A 17,551-nucleotide genomic window follows, 5' to 3' on the forward strand; every position below is an offset into this window, starting at 1 on the left:
CAGATTGTATAACAATATCCACGCGCTTAATAATCGCGCCGTTTTGCCTGTATAAGAAGCAAAAACCCGCGATAACGTTTTGTCATCGCGGGGCGTTTAATCACTCTAGAAATTACATATTTTTGCTAATCGCGTCACCAGACGCTGAGCATATCGGTGACTGTATACGAGGCAGTTTTAGCTTTACAAAGCTAACTTAACGCATTGTTTATTTTTTTATTAATTAAACGCTCGCAATTAAGCTCTGTGACCAGGGGTGATCATTCAATCAGATCAAAGCGACAGAATTAATTTTGCACAACGACGCTGAGTAAAATTCAACCAACAGCTAAAGCATTGTTTACTACGCTTATACTCATCATTACGTTGGCTTAGCATTTGCCGAAACGGGATTTTAAATCGGGCATTTTTTCAAAAAAAATACTATTTACTTTGATTTAATAATTTTTATATCAATAAGTTGCAAAAATCCACACTCTCTCGTTATAAAGAATGCCGTTTATCATTCAGCCAACAACAACCGGGCACCGGAGTAGCACTGTGAATTTCTACCGGCAGAACTGGTATTACGTCGGAGGCGTTCTTTTTGTCGCCCTGGCTTACATGATGGGGTTCTGGGGCGTTTACCACCTGACATAAATTCAGATTATTCTCGTCTACAGCTTTATGGCTATGCTGGCGCATCAATTTGAAGAATACGCGCTCCCGGAGGATTTCAGGGCATTGGCAACATAGTCATGTTCGGAGAGCGAGTGGGGCCAGACCGGTATTCCCTGAATGCCAGTCAGGTGATTTTTCTGACCTATCCGTTCTATATCATTCCAGTCTTCTTCCCGGATCTGATCTGGTGAGGCCTTATACCAGTCGGACAGGGGATGATTCAGATCATCAATCATGGCATCCTTACGAACGTCAGAATGAAGACATTCTATAATCCCGGTCTCGTCACCGTGCTGCTGCTCCAGTGGCCGTTAGGCATCTGCTATATACACTTCGTGAGCGCGCATCATCTGGCAACGAATTCGGACTATATTTTCGGCCTGATCGGTGCCTTTGCCTCGATAGTCGTATTATGGCTCGGACCCATTCGCCTGTTACGCGACCGGAGCTCAAAATACCCGTTCCCGGAAGCCGATATGTTCAAATTTATAGGGCGACGTCTTCGGGAGATGCTGGCAGCGCCTCCACGTTCTGAATAGAGGACGCACGTAGAAAAGCTAATATTTCTCATGACGATGCGGAATTTAGTGCCTCATCACCCATCACCCGCTCCATAACCTTCTCAGCCCGGCGCAACGTCGTTACTGCCCGTTCGCCGGGGCTTCTTTATGCAGCAAACCGACGCTATCTATTTGTGTGCAGATAGTGTTCGCTAATGTCTGTTAGGGCTTTACCCATATCTGGAACAGGAGAGCGGTTTATTATCACGCATTAGCGCCATCTTCTTCCTTCTTTCCAGCCATGCGAGAGAAAATGTTGAACTGGATCGACACCTGCTGCAGCCACATCTTTGTGAATTGCCAAATAAAGTTCAGGATCAAAACCCTCTGGCGTTTTAGTAGGTTTGTATTTTTCTACAATCTCTTCCTTCATTAATATCAGGTCGTTAATCTTCCTCTCTACTTCATTCTCAATATTCTTTATATTTTTTATTTTTTCGAAAAGTGGCATTGCACCTGACAAAGAGGGTGACCATGATCGCGTGCTGAAATCACGCTTACTTTGGATAGGCCATTGATGATATTGTGATTCATTATTATTAATGACTATTTTGTTAATTTTGATACCTGTCATTAACTCCGAATAAACTAAGGATAGCTGATCTCTTCTACTGTATCTTAAAATTTGCCCATACCACGTTTCCATTAATTCTATTACGTCAGGTTCCATATGATTTCTTATTATCATTCCGGCCCAATAGGGTTTACGATGAAGGGCATCAGGGCTAATTATTTGATAATGATTCATCTGCTCAAATAATCGAGCCGAATCATCTAGCCCTGACTGAACAACGGCGAAAAATTCCTCATAAACACTGTTTCTAAAAGAGTGTATTGGAAAAGAAACATTGCCAGCTTTGCAAAAGTCTTTAATCAATTTAACAGGGTCAACAAGTAGCTTAACCGTATTATCTATATATACTGAGCTTTTAAATTCCGGCAGGAATTTATGTGGATTGACTTTCACCATCCTTTGACTTCTTACCGAGTCAAGAGGGAAGGCAGGTTTTACAATTCTAATCTCCCAGGTATCACTGGTAATATTTTCATCATCGGTAAAACAAATCTTTTTAACTTTTGACGCTTTTGCTTCGCCTTGCAACTCATTTAATTCCTCATAACCACCAAAAACTCCAGTATAAAGACAATATGAGCCAGCAGTAAAAATCATATCTAGTCCTAAATTTTTTCAATCAATATATTAAAGAATACATAATTTTCTAACCGGTCTAAAGGAAATAGCGGATAAAAATGACATCTATCCACCGTATTTTGAGCCTTTAATATTTTACTTCATGTCAAATGAATTCCACTGGCCAAACGAACATATTATCAGTGTTCGCATCCAAACGGCTAATCACGATGCGGACTTGCAAAGCAGCAAGAAGCTTCTCTGTACTTGTTAACACAATGAGAGAGTTTTGGGCCAGAAAGAAATCAAGGCTCAGGGAGAATGGAACCCCGCCCACTTTCCACAAACAGAAAGCTCTGGCAGAACCTCTTTAACACGGTCAGGATGTAGATAATCAGCGACGGCCTCGTCATAAAAGCCAGTTCAGACCGATAAAGATAACAATGGCAGAGGAAAGAACTGTCTTGTTTTGGCGGTATAAAGGACGTATTTATTAAGCTGTTTTGCAGAAGGTTTTTGCAGAAAGAATGATGAACGGGTGAAATCACACCGACCGCCATAAGAGAGGTCGGAGTGAAAGTACGTCTGTTATTACATATTTTCGATAATCGCGTCGCCAAACTCTGAACATTTCAGCAGCTTAGCGCCATCCATTAGACGTTCGAAATCGTAGGTCACGGTTTTGTTGGCGATAGCGCCTTCCATGCCTTTAACGATCAGATCGGCGGCTTCGAACCATTCCATGTGACGCAGCAGTAGTTTTAGCAATCAAACTTATTTTATTGAATTTAAAGAGTTTAATGTTTTTCCTGCAATTATACCCACTACTTTTACTTTCATCATAACAAGCTGATTTTGTATAGTTTACGTAGAGTTTTGATAACCACGTTTGGACTAAATGGAGGTAAGTTTGAAAACTTCTGTTCTCATTCAGAAACTGATGGAGATTGATAAAACTGTGCCGTTCGATGCGGATGTAGTAACCGGTGAAGATTGGTGGCCAACCCCGATTTCTCGTGTCTATCACAATCCGCCACATACTTTTGTCGAATTTGAAACAGGCGAACAATCACAAGATGACCCTGATGAGCTGAGCATTTGTAGTGAATTACAGATCCGCGCACACCAAATGATACAAATCAGAGACTTCGTGCAATCCAACAAGGAGCTGCAACCTGAAGCAATTGTCACGGAGTTAAACGTTCAAATTGAACGTTTGAGGGCAATGGCTAAGGCAATTTTAAAGCAATAAATCGCACTATATCCTTGGTGCATAGCGGTGGGTTCAACTCCCGCCAGCTCCACCACTTCAAGTAGGACAGTGCAAGGACAGCACCAGCAAAAACAGGAAGTTAGCAGTTCCGGCAGGACACCGACCAGACGGTAACGGGACAAAAAAGGATACGTAAAGGAGCCGCGGCTCCTGAGCGATGAGAAAGCCCGCTTAGTGCGGGCTTCTTTCTGTCTAGTGGAATCTCGCAATCTCCCCAGGTAGCAGCATGCCCTCGGTTCTTCGCTTAATAGACGACATAAACATTTTTCCATCGGTAAAGCGATCATGAAGCCGCCCGGCCAATGGAGACTCAATAGCCCTCAATGCAGGCTCAACCTGGCTAAACCATGTATCGCAAATGATATTGAAGTATTCGGCCATCGTTTCGGCATGATAAGCGAGCATTTCCCTTTCGCTGGGTAAATCATCCGGTGTTGGGCCGGGATCCATTTTCCCGATATATTCACCTTCAAGCGGTACACGTGCTGCAATAGATAATGCCTCAGTAAACTGCTCAACGCTGATTTCTTTATAACTACAGCCAAAATGTGATTTCAGGGACGACCACATAGTAATCATCGCCTTGGCCTGGCATTCCTTCGGGAGTGCTTTACCGCGAGTCATGACCAATTGCTTGATCGCTTCCTGCTGGTCACTGGTAATTTTACCAGCTTTCCCCTGCTGCACTTTTCTGGGATTTGTTACCTGCCCCTTGGTCCAGTACTGATAAAGTACATCATCGCACTCTTCCTGATACTGAATGACGCGATCGCGGATTTCAGGCTTTACCTTGTTAGGGCTGATGGTGTTGAGCCAGCCAGCCAACTTGCGAAGTGCAAGGCAGCTCATCAACTGCATGCCGCCTTTTGAAGGTATGGTGATTTCAACCATACCTTTGAAGAAACGCTGGGTGAGTTTTTTATGTTGAGATTTCCAGTCCAGACCCATACCTTCAACAACGGGCTTCATCGGTGTATATGGTTCGCCGTTGTGGTTTACAACATAAAGCTCAGTGCCGTGGAAAGGCACGTTGATTGCACGATCTGCAATTGCTAAAATTGGCATGTCAATATTTCCTTCACGAATTGTTGATATAGGAGCCTCGATGGTTGCACCCATCGGGGCTTCATTCTTGTGCTCCTCGACCTCCTATCAGTCCATAAGCTTTTCTTAGCTGGTGAATAACTTCTGTGTTGAATTGACGACTCTGCCGTTCACCATTAATCACAATCGCACGCTTAACATCATCCGGTATGCGGATTTTACGTTGATACATTTCTTTAGCTTTTTCCATACATCCTCCTTCGTCACACGGTGTGACGATCGAAGTGTCACACCGTGCGTCATTGATGTCAACCCCACAGTGGGGCATAATTTCAAGTCTTATCATTTTTTCTAACACCGGAGTTAGAATGAGCCGTGAAGATCCGCAATTTAGAATTAGGCTACCTATTGAATTAAAAGAAAAAGTGGAAAGCGCAGCCAAAGTGAACAATCGCTCCTTAAATGCTGAAATAGTATTTAGGCTAGATGCCAGCTTCCTCAATGAGATCCAGGAAGATGAAGTGATTTCTGCGCAAGAGGCCATCCAGATTGTTAGTAAAGCCAAGGAAGAGCTATCGGGCATTATTTTTAAAAGGACATTTGCCGAAATCAATAAGAAGATAAGGATTGGACACACCACACTTCACGTTGATCTTTATGACCTAGATCTCGAAGGCCTTAGCGATGATGACTTCACATTAGTATTTCAAAAAACTTTTGAACGACTTAAAGCGCTGGGGTATGAGGTCTGGGAAAAGTCATGGGATGCCACAGGTTTTTCAGTAGAGATACCTTACAACTCCCCATCCTGAGCTGATTAATCATTCCGTCAGTATTTCGCACGCTTGACACTGTGTATTTATACAGCCTAAAATTTAACTGTATATCCAACCAGTGAAGGAGCTATCAAAATGCGTGTCGAAATCAGTATTGCCAAAGAAAAATACGGAAAGTTACCGAAGACCGCGCCTTCCGCACTTCAGGAAGAAATGACAAAGCGCCTGAGTAAACAATACCAGGACATTGAAGTTATCGTTAAACCAGCTGGAAGCGATGGTCTTTCTGTCTTCCGTGCAGCGGATAAAGATGAAACCAGGAAGAACGTGGAAAAAATGCTGCAAGAGGTCTGGGAGTCAGCAGATGACTGGTTCTTCTGACATGGAGTAGCTACTCTTTGACATCTGCCTTCCCCACACTAAAGGATGGGTATTCCTACAGCATTCAGACTGTAGCCAGCCCTACCTCGGTGGTTTCCTGCTTCGGCGGGCGGTCTGACTGCCCCATCCCTCTGGCAATAACGGCATGTCCTGTCGATAATAAAATCACAAGCGGCGGGACTCGTCGTTTCTACCCATGGAGGACAGCCTAATCCATCATACAGACGGTAGTAGCCTGAGTAGTGGAAATCTCGTCGTTCACGGCGGGGATCTGTAACTTGATCATGGTTTTATAGGCCAAATTAGACTGATAAAACCTGCCTCATCCTTAACCGTTGACAAATCCAGCGCCTTCACCGCTTTGATATACGTCATCCAGTCGACCAGCGTTGCTTTATCACCATCACTGATGATCCCTAGGTTAAGCTCGGTTCGCCAGTCTGCTGTAATGCTGTTCGCTTCGTCCAGTAGTTCCTGACGTTTATTTCCAGCCAATGATTGCCATTCACTGGCGCTGTAGGTTTTCTTTTTGATACCGTTGCCATCAAATATCCAGCGCCCATCAACACAGAAATCAGCAGGTACACTGCCCGTACTCACTTCCGCCACACTCGCCCCCACTGGCCACAGGCCAGAAACATCTTTTGCCGCAGAAATGATGATGTCGTCAGCATTAAAAACGACCTTGAGTGTTTCTGCATGAAATAGTTTCTGCCCCTCATACCAGTCATTATTATTTTCATCTCGAAGATACTGTATTCCTTCAGCAATGGTTTCTTTCGGAGTATATAAAGAAAAAGATTGCATGATGAGCATCATATGTCCCCAATGGTGAACCAGTTATTATTAATACAGATTTGAAGAGGGCGGTAGCAGAAGCCAAGGCCAGCCGTGTTCGACGTTCCGTTATTTCGTCCGCCTGTGACAAAGTGTCCTGCTGGTACTTCTAATCCCCCGCCACCACCTATAGCCGCCAACCAGATTTGGGAACCCCGGCGCACATTCGTCACGGCCATCGATGTAACAGGTGGAGGGTTGTTAGGGCTGTAAACGCGCTGTCCTCTTTCAGAGACTGTCCCGGATGCATTAAGGCTTCCGTCACCACTGATAGACATTTCACCCGACTGTTTTGAATTATCAGCATTTACAATGCGGAATTTGAATCCCCCTGTGCCTGAACCTCGATTATTAATAAAATTTGATTCGCCCTGACCATTGCTTTCATTCCATCCAATCCACGTTCCTTGCTGGTTAAGCGCACCATGACCTTTCACCATCATGAATGGGGACATAAGTCCTTTATTGCCCACAACTCCACCATCTGCTGGGAAAGCCCCGCACTGTGCAGCTGTAGGAGGGGAGTGCTCACAAAATACCTTCCCTAACGGAGTTGCATCAACCTGTGCAACCAACTTGGCACCATCCCAGCCCAAATAAATCTTGTTTGTAGCCATGCCAGTACCGCCCCCTTGTTGCACGGCACCTACATCACCAGCAGCAATTGTAATATCTTGTGACAAAGCTTTGTTATTTACTTTACGTGTAGCCGGCACACCGCCAAGGTTTGAAAGTGCGACGGCTTTATTTACCACATCGGATAAATTGTTATTCCGAAGTAAGGCGTCAGGTATCCTGGAGGTAATGATATTTACGATGGCCTGGTAAAGTTGATCATGCTGTTCTTTTTTCAATACAAGACCTGATTTTTCAATAACGCCGCAGATTTCCTCCTGTACTGCGTCCCACATATCACTGTTAAGATCGGTAGCACGACGGCCTGTCGCCGGATCGCCATTGGTAAAACCGTTTTTTCCCTGCCCAAATTTGTCGATTTGAGCCGTGGACGTATCAATTCGATGCATCTTCTGTTCCTTCCGGATAAGCAAAAACTACGACGGTGTGAGAGGGACAAAGCTTATCGATCACACACTCGGCTACAGTGTCACCCCACGTTCTGATCGCTGAATCGCAGGTGCTGGTACAGGTCTGCCATGCGATATTGGCATCAGCCGGAATATTCACGCGCCAGTAATAGCGCCAGAACTCGCCCCATTCAGGGTCCGGTGAGCTGTCAAGGTTCTGGAATTGTTCAATCGTGGCCGTGGTGTAACCAAGCGCGTTAAGCTGCTCACGATAAAAACGCTCATTAATTCCACCAGCAACATTAGCTTTCGCATCCAGCCTCTGCTGGCGCTGGCGCAACGTCTGAACACCAGGCGGCGCACAGGAGTCCGGCAAACCATAAAGCGCTTCATACCGATCTATGAGTTCAGAAGTCTGCCCCGGATCAATCTCCTTCATGAATACGCCAGCGCGCTGGTGTACGCGGGTTAACGACGGAGCAAGGCCCTCGATAAGTGGATTCTTTCCTTCCCAGGCTGGCCCGGGTGGCAACAAATGGTAAAGCAGCTGCGTGTACTCATCATTCAGCGCCATGGCTACTCAGTCGCCTCCGTGTAGGTTTGCCAGGTGATTTCTCCCAGCACTGGCAGTTCGGTTTGCCCCAGCATTATATCAACCGTCGGAGAGCGGAGTTGATGTGCCACTTCATCGGTTGCCAGACTGATTGCTTCGCTTATACGCGACAGATAGACCTTCCCGGACGGCTGACCATCACGAAGCATGAGCGAATTCAGTTCAGCAGCGACCGCCGTGCGGATTTCAGGCGTGTCTTTTGCCAGGGCGATTGTCATCGGGATAACATGCTCAGTTGCAGCAAAGACAAACAGGCCGCTGCCGGCAACAGGTGCAAGCGGAAGGATATGCGCGCGCACTGCCTGTACCTCATCATCCGCTGGCGCAGGGTTCGCCGGATCACTGGTGGCGACCATCACACCAACGGTACCTGTCCCCTGATAATGACGGAACGTCCAGGCACGGGTGATCCCCGCAATTTCTTTCGCCCAGATGATGTAATCCGGATCTGCGCCGCCCTGCGGGATCCAGTAGTAACGCTCCATCACGCGCGCGCGCCACGTCTCCAGCGCTTCCACATCATCCCCGCCGTTCAGCGTGTCGGCGTACCCGGTTGATGGAATACCGCTAATCGGCGTGCCCAGGCGCAACGCAATGCCGTCGTCAGTATTCCCGGCCCTCCCTGCCACATCGGCAACAACCGGCACACGTAACAGGCCGCCGGAGGCTTTAACAGTTTGGGTGGTGGTAAAAGTAACCTGATCGTCGCGCTGAATCTGCGTTCCAGCCGGCAGGGTTGGCGTACCGCCGAGTCCATCCCAGCGGATAAACCCCGAAGCAGCAACAGCATCTTTTCGTGGACAGCGCTTGATGCGCGCATGGCGATAAAGCCAGTCCTCATCGCACAAATCAGGCAGCATGTTGCGTGCCAGATAATCAAGGTAGCCATACAGTGTATGTACGGCGGCAGCCTGCACCCTTCCATAAACTTCTGCATCCATGCGCCGCAATACCGTATCCTGCTGAAAGCGCGTCAGTAAATCGCTGCGAATAGTGGCGATCAGCTGCGGGAGTTCAGGGCGTGCAAATTGACTGTCAGCCATTCAGTTCGCTCCAGATATCATCAAAGGTAATGTTGTGAATGGCCCCGTCCCGCTGATAAACCGTTACGCCAGCGGCCAGTGTGTCTATTCCGGTACGCTCAGAGGTCACATCAATGCGCGCCGCAACACCATCCTCAGTCATCCACGACAGCGCCTGCTGCATATATTCGCGGGCATTCTGCGGGGTTTTGTTGGTGAGTTTCCGGCGTTTCAGCAGATACAGGCGGGAGCCGATACGGTCATTCTGAACCGTGGGCCACGTATCGCCCCACCAGCCGTAAGGCTGCGGGGTTTTATCGTCCCGCTCAGCGCGGCGCCACGTGAAAAGAGAAATCACTACGGCGCGCGTCAAAAGATTGAGCGGATCCGTGGCATCCTTTCGGATTCCATTAACATAGAGGATCATGGTGTCAGCTCATAGGTTGGTCTGGCTTGTTGGTCGTTCCACCACCGTCGCCGTTTTCTTTATGGGTGTGGCCGTTATACGTTATGCGCATTTGAGCCATAGTTTTACCGCTACCATTGCAGTTATCTTTGATGTCGCCAGTGGATTCGATCGGCATTTCAAAGCGGGCTTTAGGGGCGTTTTTGAACACGATTGGCTTCCCGCTACCATCAACAACGATCCCGGCGCGGGTTAATGTAACGGACTGACCCTGGTCGTCATAAATGGCAACCTCGCCGCGGGCAAGACCTTTAAGCCGGTACCGCCTGTCAGCAACAATAACCGCCATACCATGGGAGCGGTCGCCGCCGGGAAACAGCACCACTGCCTCAGCACCGTTTTGAGCGGCGGAGGTGAAACCATAAGGTTCAAGATGCTCAACGCCTTCCTTGGGGTCACCGGCAATCAGCCTCAGACCGGCCGTCTGGCATTTTTTCGCGGTATCGAGCGCAGTAATAACAGCACGGGCCACGATATTTCGGAGGGAGTTATTCATCAGAATTCGATCCCCCCACTGGACTTTTTCTTCTTCGCCTTCGGCTTTGTCGGCTCAGGCAGATAAGCATCCGCTGGCCCGACCCTGATTTCAGTGATCGTGCCGTTATTGTCCTGGCTGTAAGTCACCTCGGCGATCACCAGCGTTTCATTATCAAAACCATTCAGCGGGTCATAAACCACCACGGACTGATTTGGCTTCCACAATTCCCCGTTCCCCTGGCGCCAGCCCTGCACGGTGTAGGTTGTCTCCTGCGTTTTAGCTGCACGCTGGCGCGCCTCGAATTCACATCGGGATTTGCAGCTGTCGGTAGTGGCCGTGCCGGACTGCTGGAGAGTATGAGGCCGATAGCGGGTTACGCCAAAATCAGTGGTACTCTGCCGAATAGCGGCAATCGTGGCTTCGCCAAAATCATCGTCAGTGCCAGGACGTTGCCCGGTGACAAGATAGCTGGAGAAACGATCGCGCACGCTACGCTCAGTATCGCAGGACAGGATATTATCCCCCAGCACCAGCGCTGTGACGGCTTTGGCGCTTCCGGGCGTACCCAGCACCAGCCGCCCCTGCTCATCGTCATACGCCAAAGCCTGAACCTGACCCAGCAGGCGATTAAGACAATCCACTACCGTTTCACCATGCTCAGGCTGAGCATCAATCACAGCCGCTACCGGGGCACCAGCATCAACAACATCAATCCCGAATGGCTGGGCCAGCGTGCTGGCAATACGAAACAAATTTTTCCCGCTTTGCTGAGCAGGTGCCGCACTGCAATCAATAAGATCGGCAGTTTTGCTTCTGCCAACGATACCGCGTGTAATACTGCTGGCATCGTAACGCAGCGGCAGCGCTTCAACCCATCCGGTTATCACCAGATCTTCACCAATCAACACCTCTACCTTATCGCCATTTTTAATCTGCAGGGTGCCATCAGGGCTACCGGGCCACTGGCTGGTAATCGCAACGTTGAAATCCCGGGCAATACGATCGATGCCGGCACTGATACGAACCGATGTCCAGCCGCCCCATTCGCGCCCGTTGATGCGCAAAAAAACAGTATTGTTCATCGTACCGGCACCCTCAGCGGTTCAACCGGCACAAAGCCGGGATGGCGGACAGGATTACGGATCAAAATGTCAGATTCGCGCCCGGCGTCGTCATACCAGCCAGCGGCCAATACCAGAGCAGGCAGAACATCATCCGGCGTTCTCTGTGCGGTGCGCTCTACCTGCGCCAGCCGCGCCGAAATATCACGGTTCAGGTCTGTACGCATCGTGGATATCTGCTGGAACAGAGAATCGTCACTGATCCGCAACTGCTCCTGGTCTATTGCCGCATTGAGCGCGGCGCGGATATCGGTTAGGTCATCCCAGTTTGGCGGAGGAGTGGCACTGCTGACTGTCTGCGCACCATCAAGCGCCGGGTGCGTGACAGTGATAATGTCCGAATCACTGGTCGTTGCGGTATTTTGGGCTGACGAAACACGTGGCTGCGCCAGCGTCGTCACCGCAGCAGTGGCCGTACTGATAGCCGTTGCCCTGATGGCCGCCGCGACCAGATTACTCTGCGTTTTTTGGGTGACTACAGATCCAGAGTCAGTGGACCAGGTGCCACGCGGCGAAAGACCAGGATCCAGCATAATACCGGACAGGGTTTTTATCATCGTGACCAAATCTGAAGTATCGCCACTAAGACGATCTCCTGCCCGCCAGGCTTTCTGAAGCGCTCTGACAAAATCATTCGCGGCGCTGGGCGGCATCAGAATGACCGACAAATCCCCCTGCAATAGCCGCATGGCCGCTGACACGCCCGAATCGACCATCTTGAATGCATCCGAAACGGTGTTGATCATCGCCGTGGCATCGGCAATCACGTCATTCTGGATAAAGTCCGGGATACCGGAGAGGCCAAATGCGGAGAACATACTGTCAATGGCATCGTCAAACAGCCCGCCTGACTCATCAAGGCGCTGCGCCGTCGCCATGCCCGCAACCGGGAAGGTTAATTCTCCGCTCTCCACAAACTCGAACGAAATGCGCGCCATGCGCCCTTCTGCACTGCTGTGTGACACCTTCACAGTGCCGTTTATGCTGCCCTGCATTTCACCATACTGAGGATGAACCAGCGTGCCGGGGCCGTTCGTCTCCACTGCGGCAATCAGGCGATCCCGCTGGTCAGCATAATCGCCCCCAATTACGTAGGCGTTGATTGTCAGCCTGCGCGCTGCTCTGCCAAGATCCTCCGCCCAGGGCTTATCCCTGTTGGGGTACTCATGCAACTGTACCCGGCGGCCAAAGGATGCATCATCGTCCTCAACAGAGAAAGGCACACCCCGAAATGACGCATCGCGCAGGCGATCGCGCCAGTCTGGCGTAGAAAAAAATGCCATCTTTCCCCCCTAAATACAAAACCCGCCGAAAAGGCGGGTTCATAGATAGCTTCTGATAAAAGTAATTACTCCGGCTTAATCACTTTACATTTCACCTTGGCAACACCAGATGTTCCATTTACATTAACACCAGCTGATGCCTTCCCATCTTTCATTACAGTTACGAAAAGCTGACCTCCATGCATCTTAAAACCAAATTCATAACCATCTACTTTATCAGAGCTGAAATCATCATTATGAAATTGGGTAGTAATGGACATTAGTATTGCAGGAGCATCATCTGTATTTGAAAATATAAATGCTCCTTTCGAACTCCCATAATCATATGAGGCTCTTGTGATAAGAAGTCTCCCACTAGCAGATTTTGTGGGGCACTTTATATCAATAGCTTCGGATATAACCCCATCCCCATTGGCAGCAATTTTAACTTTCTCGATAAAATTGGAAGCCAGTTCACTTCTTGCAAAAGCGGAATAAGACAAACAAAAAATCATTACCCCTATGATTACTTTTTTCACAACGCCTCCCGGTCAGTTCTTTTTTCTAAATGGAGAATAACCCACATCATGGGAAATACCCATCAGAGGATTGCCGGAGGCCGGAATATCCGCCACGCGCATGCCCTGTGGGGCGTTTTCGAAGGTGACTTTCAGCTCACTTCGCTGTGTGCCGGGTGTCGCAGCACGATCAAGCATTGGGGGTTTGCTTAGAGGAGCCACTGGCTGGAAATTATCCCGGGTATCCTGCTGTATCATTTCACGATTTTTCTGGTTGTTATACCAACCGCCTGAGCCCCAGCGATTTTTTAGGGACTGCCAGAAAGAATCCGTGTGATCAGCCTGCTTAGTGGCTTCAGCGATCTCTTTGAGCTTTTCGAACATATAGATAGCGACCGCTATCTGTATCGTCGTCACCCCAATCGCGGCGATTTTCCCCAGCACACCGGAAAGGTCTTTTGCCAGCGACAGTGCCGTTCTGAGGGAACCTATCGTCTTCACGGTAAACGCGCCTGCCATGTACAGACCAACACCACCGAGCACATTTTCCCAGCCTCCCATTGCCTGTGCGACTTTATCCACCTCCTGCCATACCTCCTTGATAACCGGACCAACCTCATCCCAGTTATCAATAATCAGCATGGCCCCTGCAGCCAGGGCTGCTATGGCTATTTTTGCCGTAGACAAATTGATAACGCTGCTAAGGATTTTAATCGCCCGGGACAAGGTACCGATCGATACACCAACAGCCAGCAATGCGGCACCAAACTTAGCCACAGACTGCACAAGCTCCGGGTTAGCCCGTACAAATTCACGGACATGCTCCAGATAAGGCATAACCGCTTTAGCGGCCTCGTTGATGGCTGGCAGGAAGGTATCGCCCAGCGTCACAGAAATCGCGTTGACGCTGTTTTTCAGTAGGATCAGCTGATTTTCCGTCGTGGCGGCGCGTGAGGCATATTCCTTCTGCATTGAGCCGCCATACTCCTGAGCGTCTCCGACACGTTTAAAGTTGGTGCGCAGCAGATCCAGATTGGTCAGCAAGGGAGCTATCGCGCTGAGAGATTCCTTGCCGAACAGCGCGTTCATGACGGCGGCCTGCTTAGCTTTTGGCACCTTCGCCAACGAATCCAGCACCTTCAGCATGGCGCCGCGGGAATCCTTCTGCATATCCTCAGCGAGTTTCTTCGGATTCAGCTTCAGGAAAGCCATCGCCTGCTTCTGTGCCTTCGTGGCAGAATTGCCGGCAGTCAGCGATAGCATAAAGTTTTTGATGCCGGTTGAGGCTATCTCTGACTCCACCCCCATCCCGGCGATGGTGGCCCCCATTGCCGCAATCTCCCCGGATGCTACCCCGGCAACACTACCCAGGGGGCCGATCCGGGTCACAATGTCCGAGATTTTCTTCGCGTTCGCAGGGCCGGTATTCCCCAGATAGTTAATTTTATCGGCGAGGACAACGACATCATCCTGCGTCAGCTTAAACGCCGTGCGCCACTGTGCCATCATCTGGCCCGACTCTTCGGCGGTGGTATCAAATGCCACCCCCATCTTCACCGCATCACTGGCGAACTGCATCAGGTCGTTTTGGGCGATACCGGCCTGACCACCAGCAGCGACAATTTCTGCAATCCCTTCCGCCGCCATCGGCAGTTGGGTGGAAAGCGTCAGAATGTCGTCGCTCATCTGCGCAAAGGCTTTTTTATCGTCCAGGCCGTCAACCACCTTACGGATGTCGGCCATTTTTGATTCAAAACCAATAGCAGAGTTTATTGGCATCGCCAGCGCACCGAGAATCGCGGTACCGGCCGCCGCAGCCCCCAGCGCCAGACCGGCCATTTCCTTCTGGAACCCCTTCAGCTGCCGCTGCATCCCTTTCAGCGGGCCGGATAGCTGATCAACGGCGGTGATGATGGCCTTTAACTGGAAACTGTCAGCCATGCTTTATTTCCTCATTAATGCGAACGGCCTCCGATTCCAGTTCCAGAAATTCAGATATGGCCGCCCGCCGAAGCTCAAGGGGGTTTAGTCGCCAGAAGTGAGCGGTGTTGTAGAGCCGGTTTCGGAGGTTGTCTCCCCCGCCGATTGAGTAAAAAAATTGAGGATCAGCATGCTGGCTTTGAAAATATCGAGTTTCGCCAGTTTCGCCGCGGACGAACGTGGGATACCCGCCAGCAGCGGGATATATTTCAGCGCAACGGAGCTGTCAATTTTAATCGCGCCTTCCGAGGAAACCGTAAACGGGAAACCGATCGCTTCGATTTCGTCATATGACGGTTCACGCAGTTCCAGCACATGCAGTTTTTCGTTATGAGCCATGATCGGCTCTTTAAGCTTCAACTCTTTTGTCATTGGTAAAATCCTTCTTCACCGTGGAACTCCAGATCCACCGTGCCCTCTTCGGGGTTATGGTTAGCTTCGCCGTGCAGCCAGGCATTGGACAGCACGTACACCTGACCGTTAGCCAGCTCAGATGTGATGGTCATGACATCAGACGAGGTTATTTTGTCGACGGGAAAGTTTTTCGGAACTTTGGCAGTGACCTTCGTATACGCTGCGCGGCTCGTTTCTTTGTAATCAACAGATCCGTCCAGGCCGATCACGTCATCACGGACTTTGGTGTTCATGGGGACTTCAATGCCGCCGGTAACTGATAGCTGCTGGCCGTCGATTTTGAAATAGGTCGTTCCCGCAATCTTTGCCATTATGAGGCCTCCTCGTTGTACTGCAGGCGGAACTGATTAAGCACAGCAAACACGCGCAGCTGGTTGACATAATCTGGCGGGAACAGCACATCCAGACGGTTCGGATCGTTCGTATTACGCTCGACAATCAAGTATTTCTGGAACAGGTCAAAGTTCTCGACAATACCCTCACGCTCAAGCTGACGGTAGGTTGAGCCCAGCTCACCACGAATAACCGCAGGCGTGACAATCGCTTGGCCAGGGCCAAAACGCGTTCCATCATTGGCGAGTTTATGACGACCGTATTTGCTGGTGATCACCGACTTCAGGCGGCGCAGTACATAGGCGCTGGTATGCAGCGTTTCGCTATCGAGGTAGCTGTTGTCTGCCACGCCATACGCATTGGTCTTGTAGGTGGTGATGTCACGCTGGATGCGCAGCACGCCAGATTCCGTGTAAGCAGTCGCAATGCCATGTGTCAAAAGTGACTGCTGCTCGGTGATGGTAAAGCGCTTGCCAGTCGGCGCAGGCAATACACCAGTGAGTTCACCAGTCTGCGTCGGACGAGCGGGATCGATTCGCAGGAAAACAGCATCACGCGCCAGGCGATACCCCACCAGCTCATCGACACAGGTTTGCACCTCTTTCTCATAGCCAGCGATGGTGATGTGCTGGTTGTTGAGCGAATCACCAAATGCCACCAGTTCAGACAGCGAGCCGGTTTTGGCAGTGTAAACATGACCATAAAGCTGGCGGATGTAACTCCATCGCCCGGCGCTGTCGTTCATTTCAACCGACATCAATTGCAGGGAGTTCGCATCGCTGAATGGCAGCCCGATATAATCAAAAGGCTCGTCCCCCATAGCAGCAATCGCCTGAGACAAGTCTGGATCACCAGCACCACCGCTCATTTTACCCGTCTGAATACTTAACCCCGCGGGGATCTCTTCACCGCTGGCGGTACCGTAGTAATTCAGGGTTAACGGAATATTATTGCCCACCGGGCCGCTGTTCACAGCAGAGAGAATAACTGTGCCCTGCGCTTCCCCGGCAGAAGTCGTCTGATATTCCGCGCTGACAGGCAAATCGGGGTTATTATTGATAATACTCAGCATGGCCTGTGCCACCTGATCGCCAGTGTCCCCCGTTGCCACTGTTACCTGTACCTTACGGGTGCCAACGTAGAGGTTCACGGTACCCGCATCCGTCGCTGTGCCGGTGATGGTAATAGTGCCCGACGCCGCTTCACCATTATCAGGAACGGCAATCACCCAGAGTTCACCAAACGGATCCACCTGGCGGTATGCCTCCACCATGCGAGCCAGCTGGCTGCCACGGCCCGCCATTTTTTTAGCTAAATCCTTCGATGGCATAATCACCAATTGATTCAGCGGCATATCCGATTCAGGTAGCGCCATCCCAATTAGCAGAGAAGGGGCACTGTCCTGTGCGGTGTTTGCCGCGCTGTTATCCATTTCAGCATAAAATAGCGGCACCCGGTTATCAGCCGGGATGGTGTTAAAGCTTACGGTCATTTTTATCCCCTTTACGCGAGATTTTCTCAATATCGCCAGCAGCTTCGCGGCGATACCAGTAGGCGTTTACTTCCACATTTCGCCCAGATTCAGGCAAAAGATCGCCGCGGGTCGGATCCGGAACGGATCGCCCCCTTTTGGGTTTCACAAACATTATTTTTTCC

At 49.8% G+C, this 17,551-nt stretch carries 21 protein-coding genes and 2 pseudogenes; 4 read left to right on the forward strand and 19 right to left on the reverse strand.

Annotated features, from left to right (window positions below):
• Positions 1 to 683: 683 nt before the first annotated feature.
• Positions 684 to 896, reverse strand: coding sequence for a hypothetical protein (locus tag H2P46_RS22795; RefSeq protein WP_202987437.1), 213 nt, complete (start codon positions 894 to 896; stop codon positions 684 to 686).
• Here H2P46_RS22795 and H2P46_RS22800 point away from each other — a divergent pair.
• Positions 876 to 1,199, forward strand: coding sequence for an HXXEE domain-containing protein (locus H2P46_RS22800; RefSeq protein WP_202987438.1), 324 nt, complete (start codon positions 876 to 878; stop codon positions 1,197 to 1,199). The genes H2P46_RS22795 and H2P46_RS22800 overlap by 21 nt on opposite strands.
• A 232-nt stretch (positions 1,200 to 1,431) precedes the next feature.
• Here H2P46_RS22800 and H2P46_RS12520 read toward each other — a convergent pair whose 3' ends face one another.
• Both H2P46_RS12520 and H2P46_RS12525 read right to left on the reverse strand, forming a co-directional pair.
• Entirely contained in the window at positions 1,432 to 2,391 is a 960-nt protein-coding gene (locus H2P46_RS12520) for a glycosyltransferase domain-containing protein (RefSeq protein ID WP_193405374.1), read from the reverse strand.
• Between the two features lie 552 nt (positions 2,392 to 2,943).
• Positions 2,944 to 3,114 (reverse strand): annotated as a pseudogene (locus H2P46_RS12525) (NADP-dependent isocitrate dehydrogenase); the annotation flags it as partial.
• Between the two features lie 148 nt (positions 3,115 to 3,262).
• Here H2P46_RS12525 and H2P46_RS12530 point away from each other — a divergent pair.
• Positions 3,263 to 3,604 carry a hypothetical protein gene (locus H2P46_RS12530; RefSeq protein WP_238938992.1) on the forward strand — a complete coding sequence of 114 codons (342 nt, stop codon included), beginning with the start codon at positions 3,263 to 3,265 and terminating at the stop codon, positions 3,602 to 3,604.
• Between the two features lie 450 nt (positions 3,605 to 4,054).
• Here the strand turns inward: H2P46_RS12530 and H2P46_RS12535 are convergent.
• Positions 4,055 to 4,654: pseudogene (locus H2P46_RS12535) on the reverse strand (phage antirepressor N-terminal domain-containing protein); the annotation flags it as partial.
• A gap of 97 nt (positions 4,655 to 4,751) precedes the next feature.
• Positions 4,752 to 4,919, reverse strand: a complete 168-nt coding sequence (locus tag H2P46_RS12540; RefSeq protein WP_193405377.1) for an Arc family DNA binding domain-containing protein — start codon at positions 4,917 to 4,919, stop codon at positions 4,752 to 4,754.
• Between the two features lie 118 nt (positions 4,920 to 5,037).
• Between H2P46_RS12540 and H2P46_RS12545 the strand changes: the two genes are divergently transcribed.
• Positions 5,038 to 5,481 (forward strand): Arc family DNA-binding protein, encoded by a 444-nt coding sequence (locus H2P46_RS12545; protein ID WP_193405378.1) that lies wholly within the window; start codon positions 5,038 to 5,040, stop codon positions 5,479 to 5,481.
• A gap of 99 nt (positions 5,482 to 5,580) precedes the next feature.
• Positions 5,581 to 5,826, forward strand: a complete 246-nt coding sequence (locus H2P46_RS12550; protein ID WP_193405379.1) for a DinI-like family protein — start codon at positions 5,581 to 5,583, stop codon at positions 5,824 to 5,826.
• Between the two features lie 282 nt (positions 5,827 to 6,108).
• On the opposite strand, the gene H2P46_RS12555 is transcribed toward H2P46_RS12550, so the two are convergent.
• The 14 genes from H2P46_RS12555 to H2P46_RS12620 form a co-directional block, all read right to left on the reverse strand.
• Complete coding sequence (locus H2P46_RS12555) at positions 6,109 to 6,645, reverse strand: tail fiber assembly protein (protein ID WP_193405380.1); 537 nt, start codon at positions 6,643 to 6,645, stop codon at positions 6,109 to 6,111.
• Entirely contained in the window at positions 6,642 to 7,688 is a 1,047-nt protein-coding gene (locus H2P46_RS12560) for a S66 peptidase family protein (RefSeq protein WP_193405381.1), read from the reverse strand. Before H2P46_RS12560 ends, H2P46_RS12555 begins: the two co-directional genes overlap by 4 nt.
• Positions 7,675 to 8,262 (reverse strand): YmfQ family protein, encoded by a 588-nt coding sequence (locus H2P46_RS12565; protein WP_193405382.1) that lies wholly within the window; start codon positions 8,260 to 8,262, stop codon positions 7,675 to 7,677. Before H2P46_RS12565 ends, H2P46_RS12560 begins: the two co-directional genes overlap by 14 nt.
• Positions 8,263 to 8,264: 2 nt before the next feature.
• Positions 8,265 to 9,344 (reverse strand): baseplate J/gp47 family protein, encoded by a 1,080-nt coding sequence (locus H2P46_RS12570; RefSeq protein ID WP_193405383.1) that lies wholly within the window; start codon positions 9,342 to 9,344, stop codon positions 8,265 to 8,267.
• Positions 9,337 to 9,750 carry a phage GP46 family protein gene (locus tag H2P46_RS12575; RefSeq protein WP_193405384.1) on the reverse strand — a complete coding sequence of 138 codons (414 nt, stop codon included), beginning with the start codon at positions 9,748 to 9,750 and terminating at the stop codon, positions 9,337 to 9,339. Before H2P46_RS12575 ends, H2P46_RS12570 begins: the two co-directional genes overlap by 8 nt.
• Before the next feature lie 4 nt (positions 9,751 to 9,754).
• Complete coding sequence (locus H2P46_RS12580) at positions 9,755 to 10,285, reverse strand: phage baseplate assembly protein V (RefSeq protein WP_193405385.1); 531 nt, start codon at positions 10,283 to 10,285, stop codon at positions 9,755 to 9,757.
• A complete protein-coding gene (locus tag H2P46_RS12585; protein ID WP_193405386.1) occupies positions 10,285 to 11,349 on the reverse strand; it encodes a phage baseplate assembly protein in 1,065 nt (354 codons plus the stop codon). The genes H2P46_RS12580 and H2P46_RS12585 overlap by 1 nt, the downstream gene beginning before the upstream one ends.
• Positions 11,346 to 12,671 (reverse strand): DNA circularization protein, encoded by a 1,326-nt coding sequence (locus H2P46_RS12590; RefSeq protein ID WP_193405387.1) that lies wholly within the window; start codon positions 12,669 to 12,671, stop codon positions 11,346 to 11,348. Before H2P46_RS12590 ends, H2P46_RS12585 begins: the two co-directional genes overlap by 4 nt.
• 65 nt (positions 12,672 to 12,736) lie before the next feature.
• A complete protein-coding gene (locus H2P46_RS22990) occupies positions 12,737 to 13,189 on the reverse strand; it encodes a hypothetical protein (RefSeq protein ID WP_238938993.1) in 453 nt (150 codons plus the stop codon).
• Positions 13,190 to 13,201: 12 nt separating this feature from the next.
• Positions 13,202 to 15,109, reverse strand: coding sequence for a phage tail tape measure protein (locus tag H2P46_RS12600; RefSeq protein ID WP_193405388.1), 1,908 nt, complete (start codon positions 15,107 to 15,109; stop codon positions 13,202 to 13,204).
• 84 nt (positions 15,110 to 15,193) lie between these two features.
• On the reverse strand, positions 15,194 to 15,520 hold the full coding sequence (locus H2P46_RS12605) for a phage tail assembly protein (RefSeq protein WP_138211565.1): 327 nt from the start codon (positions 15,518 to 15,520) through the stop codon (positions 15,194 to 15,196).
• Positions 15,517 to 15,873, reverse strand: a complete 357-nt coding sequence (locus H2P46_RS12610; protein ID WP_138211566.1) for a phage tail tube protein — start codon at positions 15,871 to 15,873, stop codon at positions 15,517 to 15,519. Before H2P46_RS12610 ends, H2P46_RS12605 begins: the two co-directional genes overlap by 4 nt.
• Positions 15,873 to 17,387: a phage tail sheath subtilisin-like domain-containing protein gene (locus H2P46_RS12615; protein ID WP_193405389.1), complete on the reverse strand. Its 1,515-nt coding sequence runs from the start codon at positions 17,385 to 17,387 to the stop codon at positions 15,873 to 15,875. The genes H2P46_RS12610 and H2P46_RS12615 overlap by 1 nt, the downstream gene beginning before the upstream one ends.
• On the reverse strand, positions 17,371 to 17,541 hold the full coding sequence (locus H2P46_RS12620) for a DUF2635 domain-containing protein (RefSeq protein WP_138211568.1): 171 nt from the start codon (positions 17,539 to 17,541) through the stop codon (positions 17,371 to 17,373). Before H2P46_RS12620 ends, H2P46_RS12615 begins: the two co-directional genes overlap by 17 nt.
• Positions 17,542 to 17,551: the final 10 nt, after the last annotated feature.

This window comes from Mixta mediterraneensis, from assembly GCF_014946725.1.
GTDB lineage: Bacteria > Pseudomonadota > Gammaproteobacteria > Enterobacterales > Enterobacteriaceae > Pantoea > Pantoea mediterraneensis.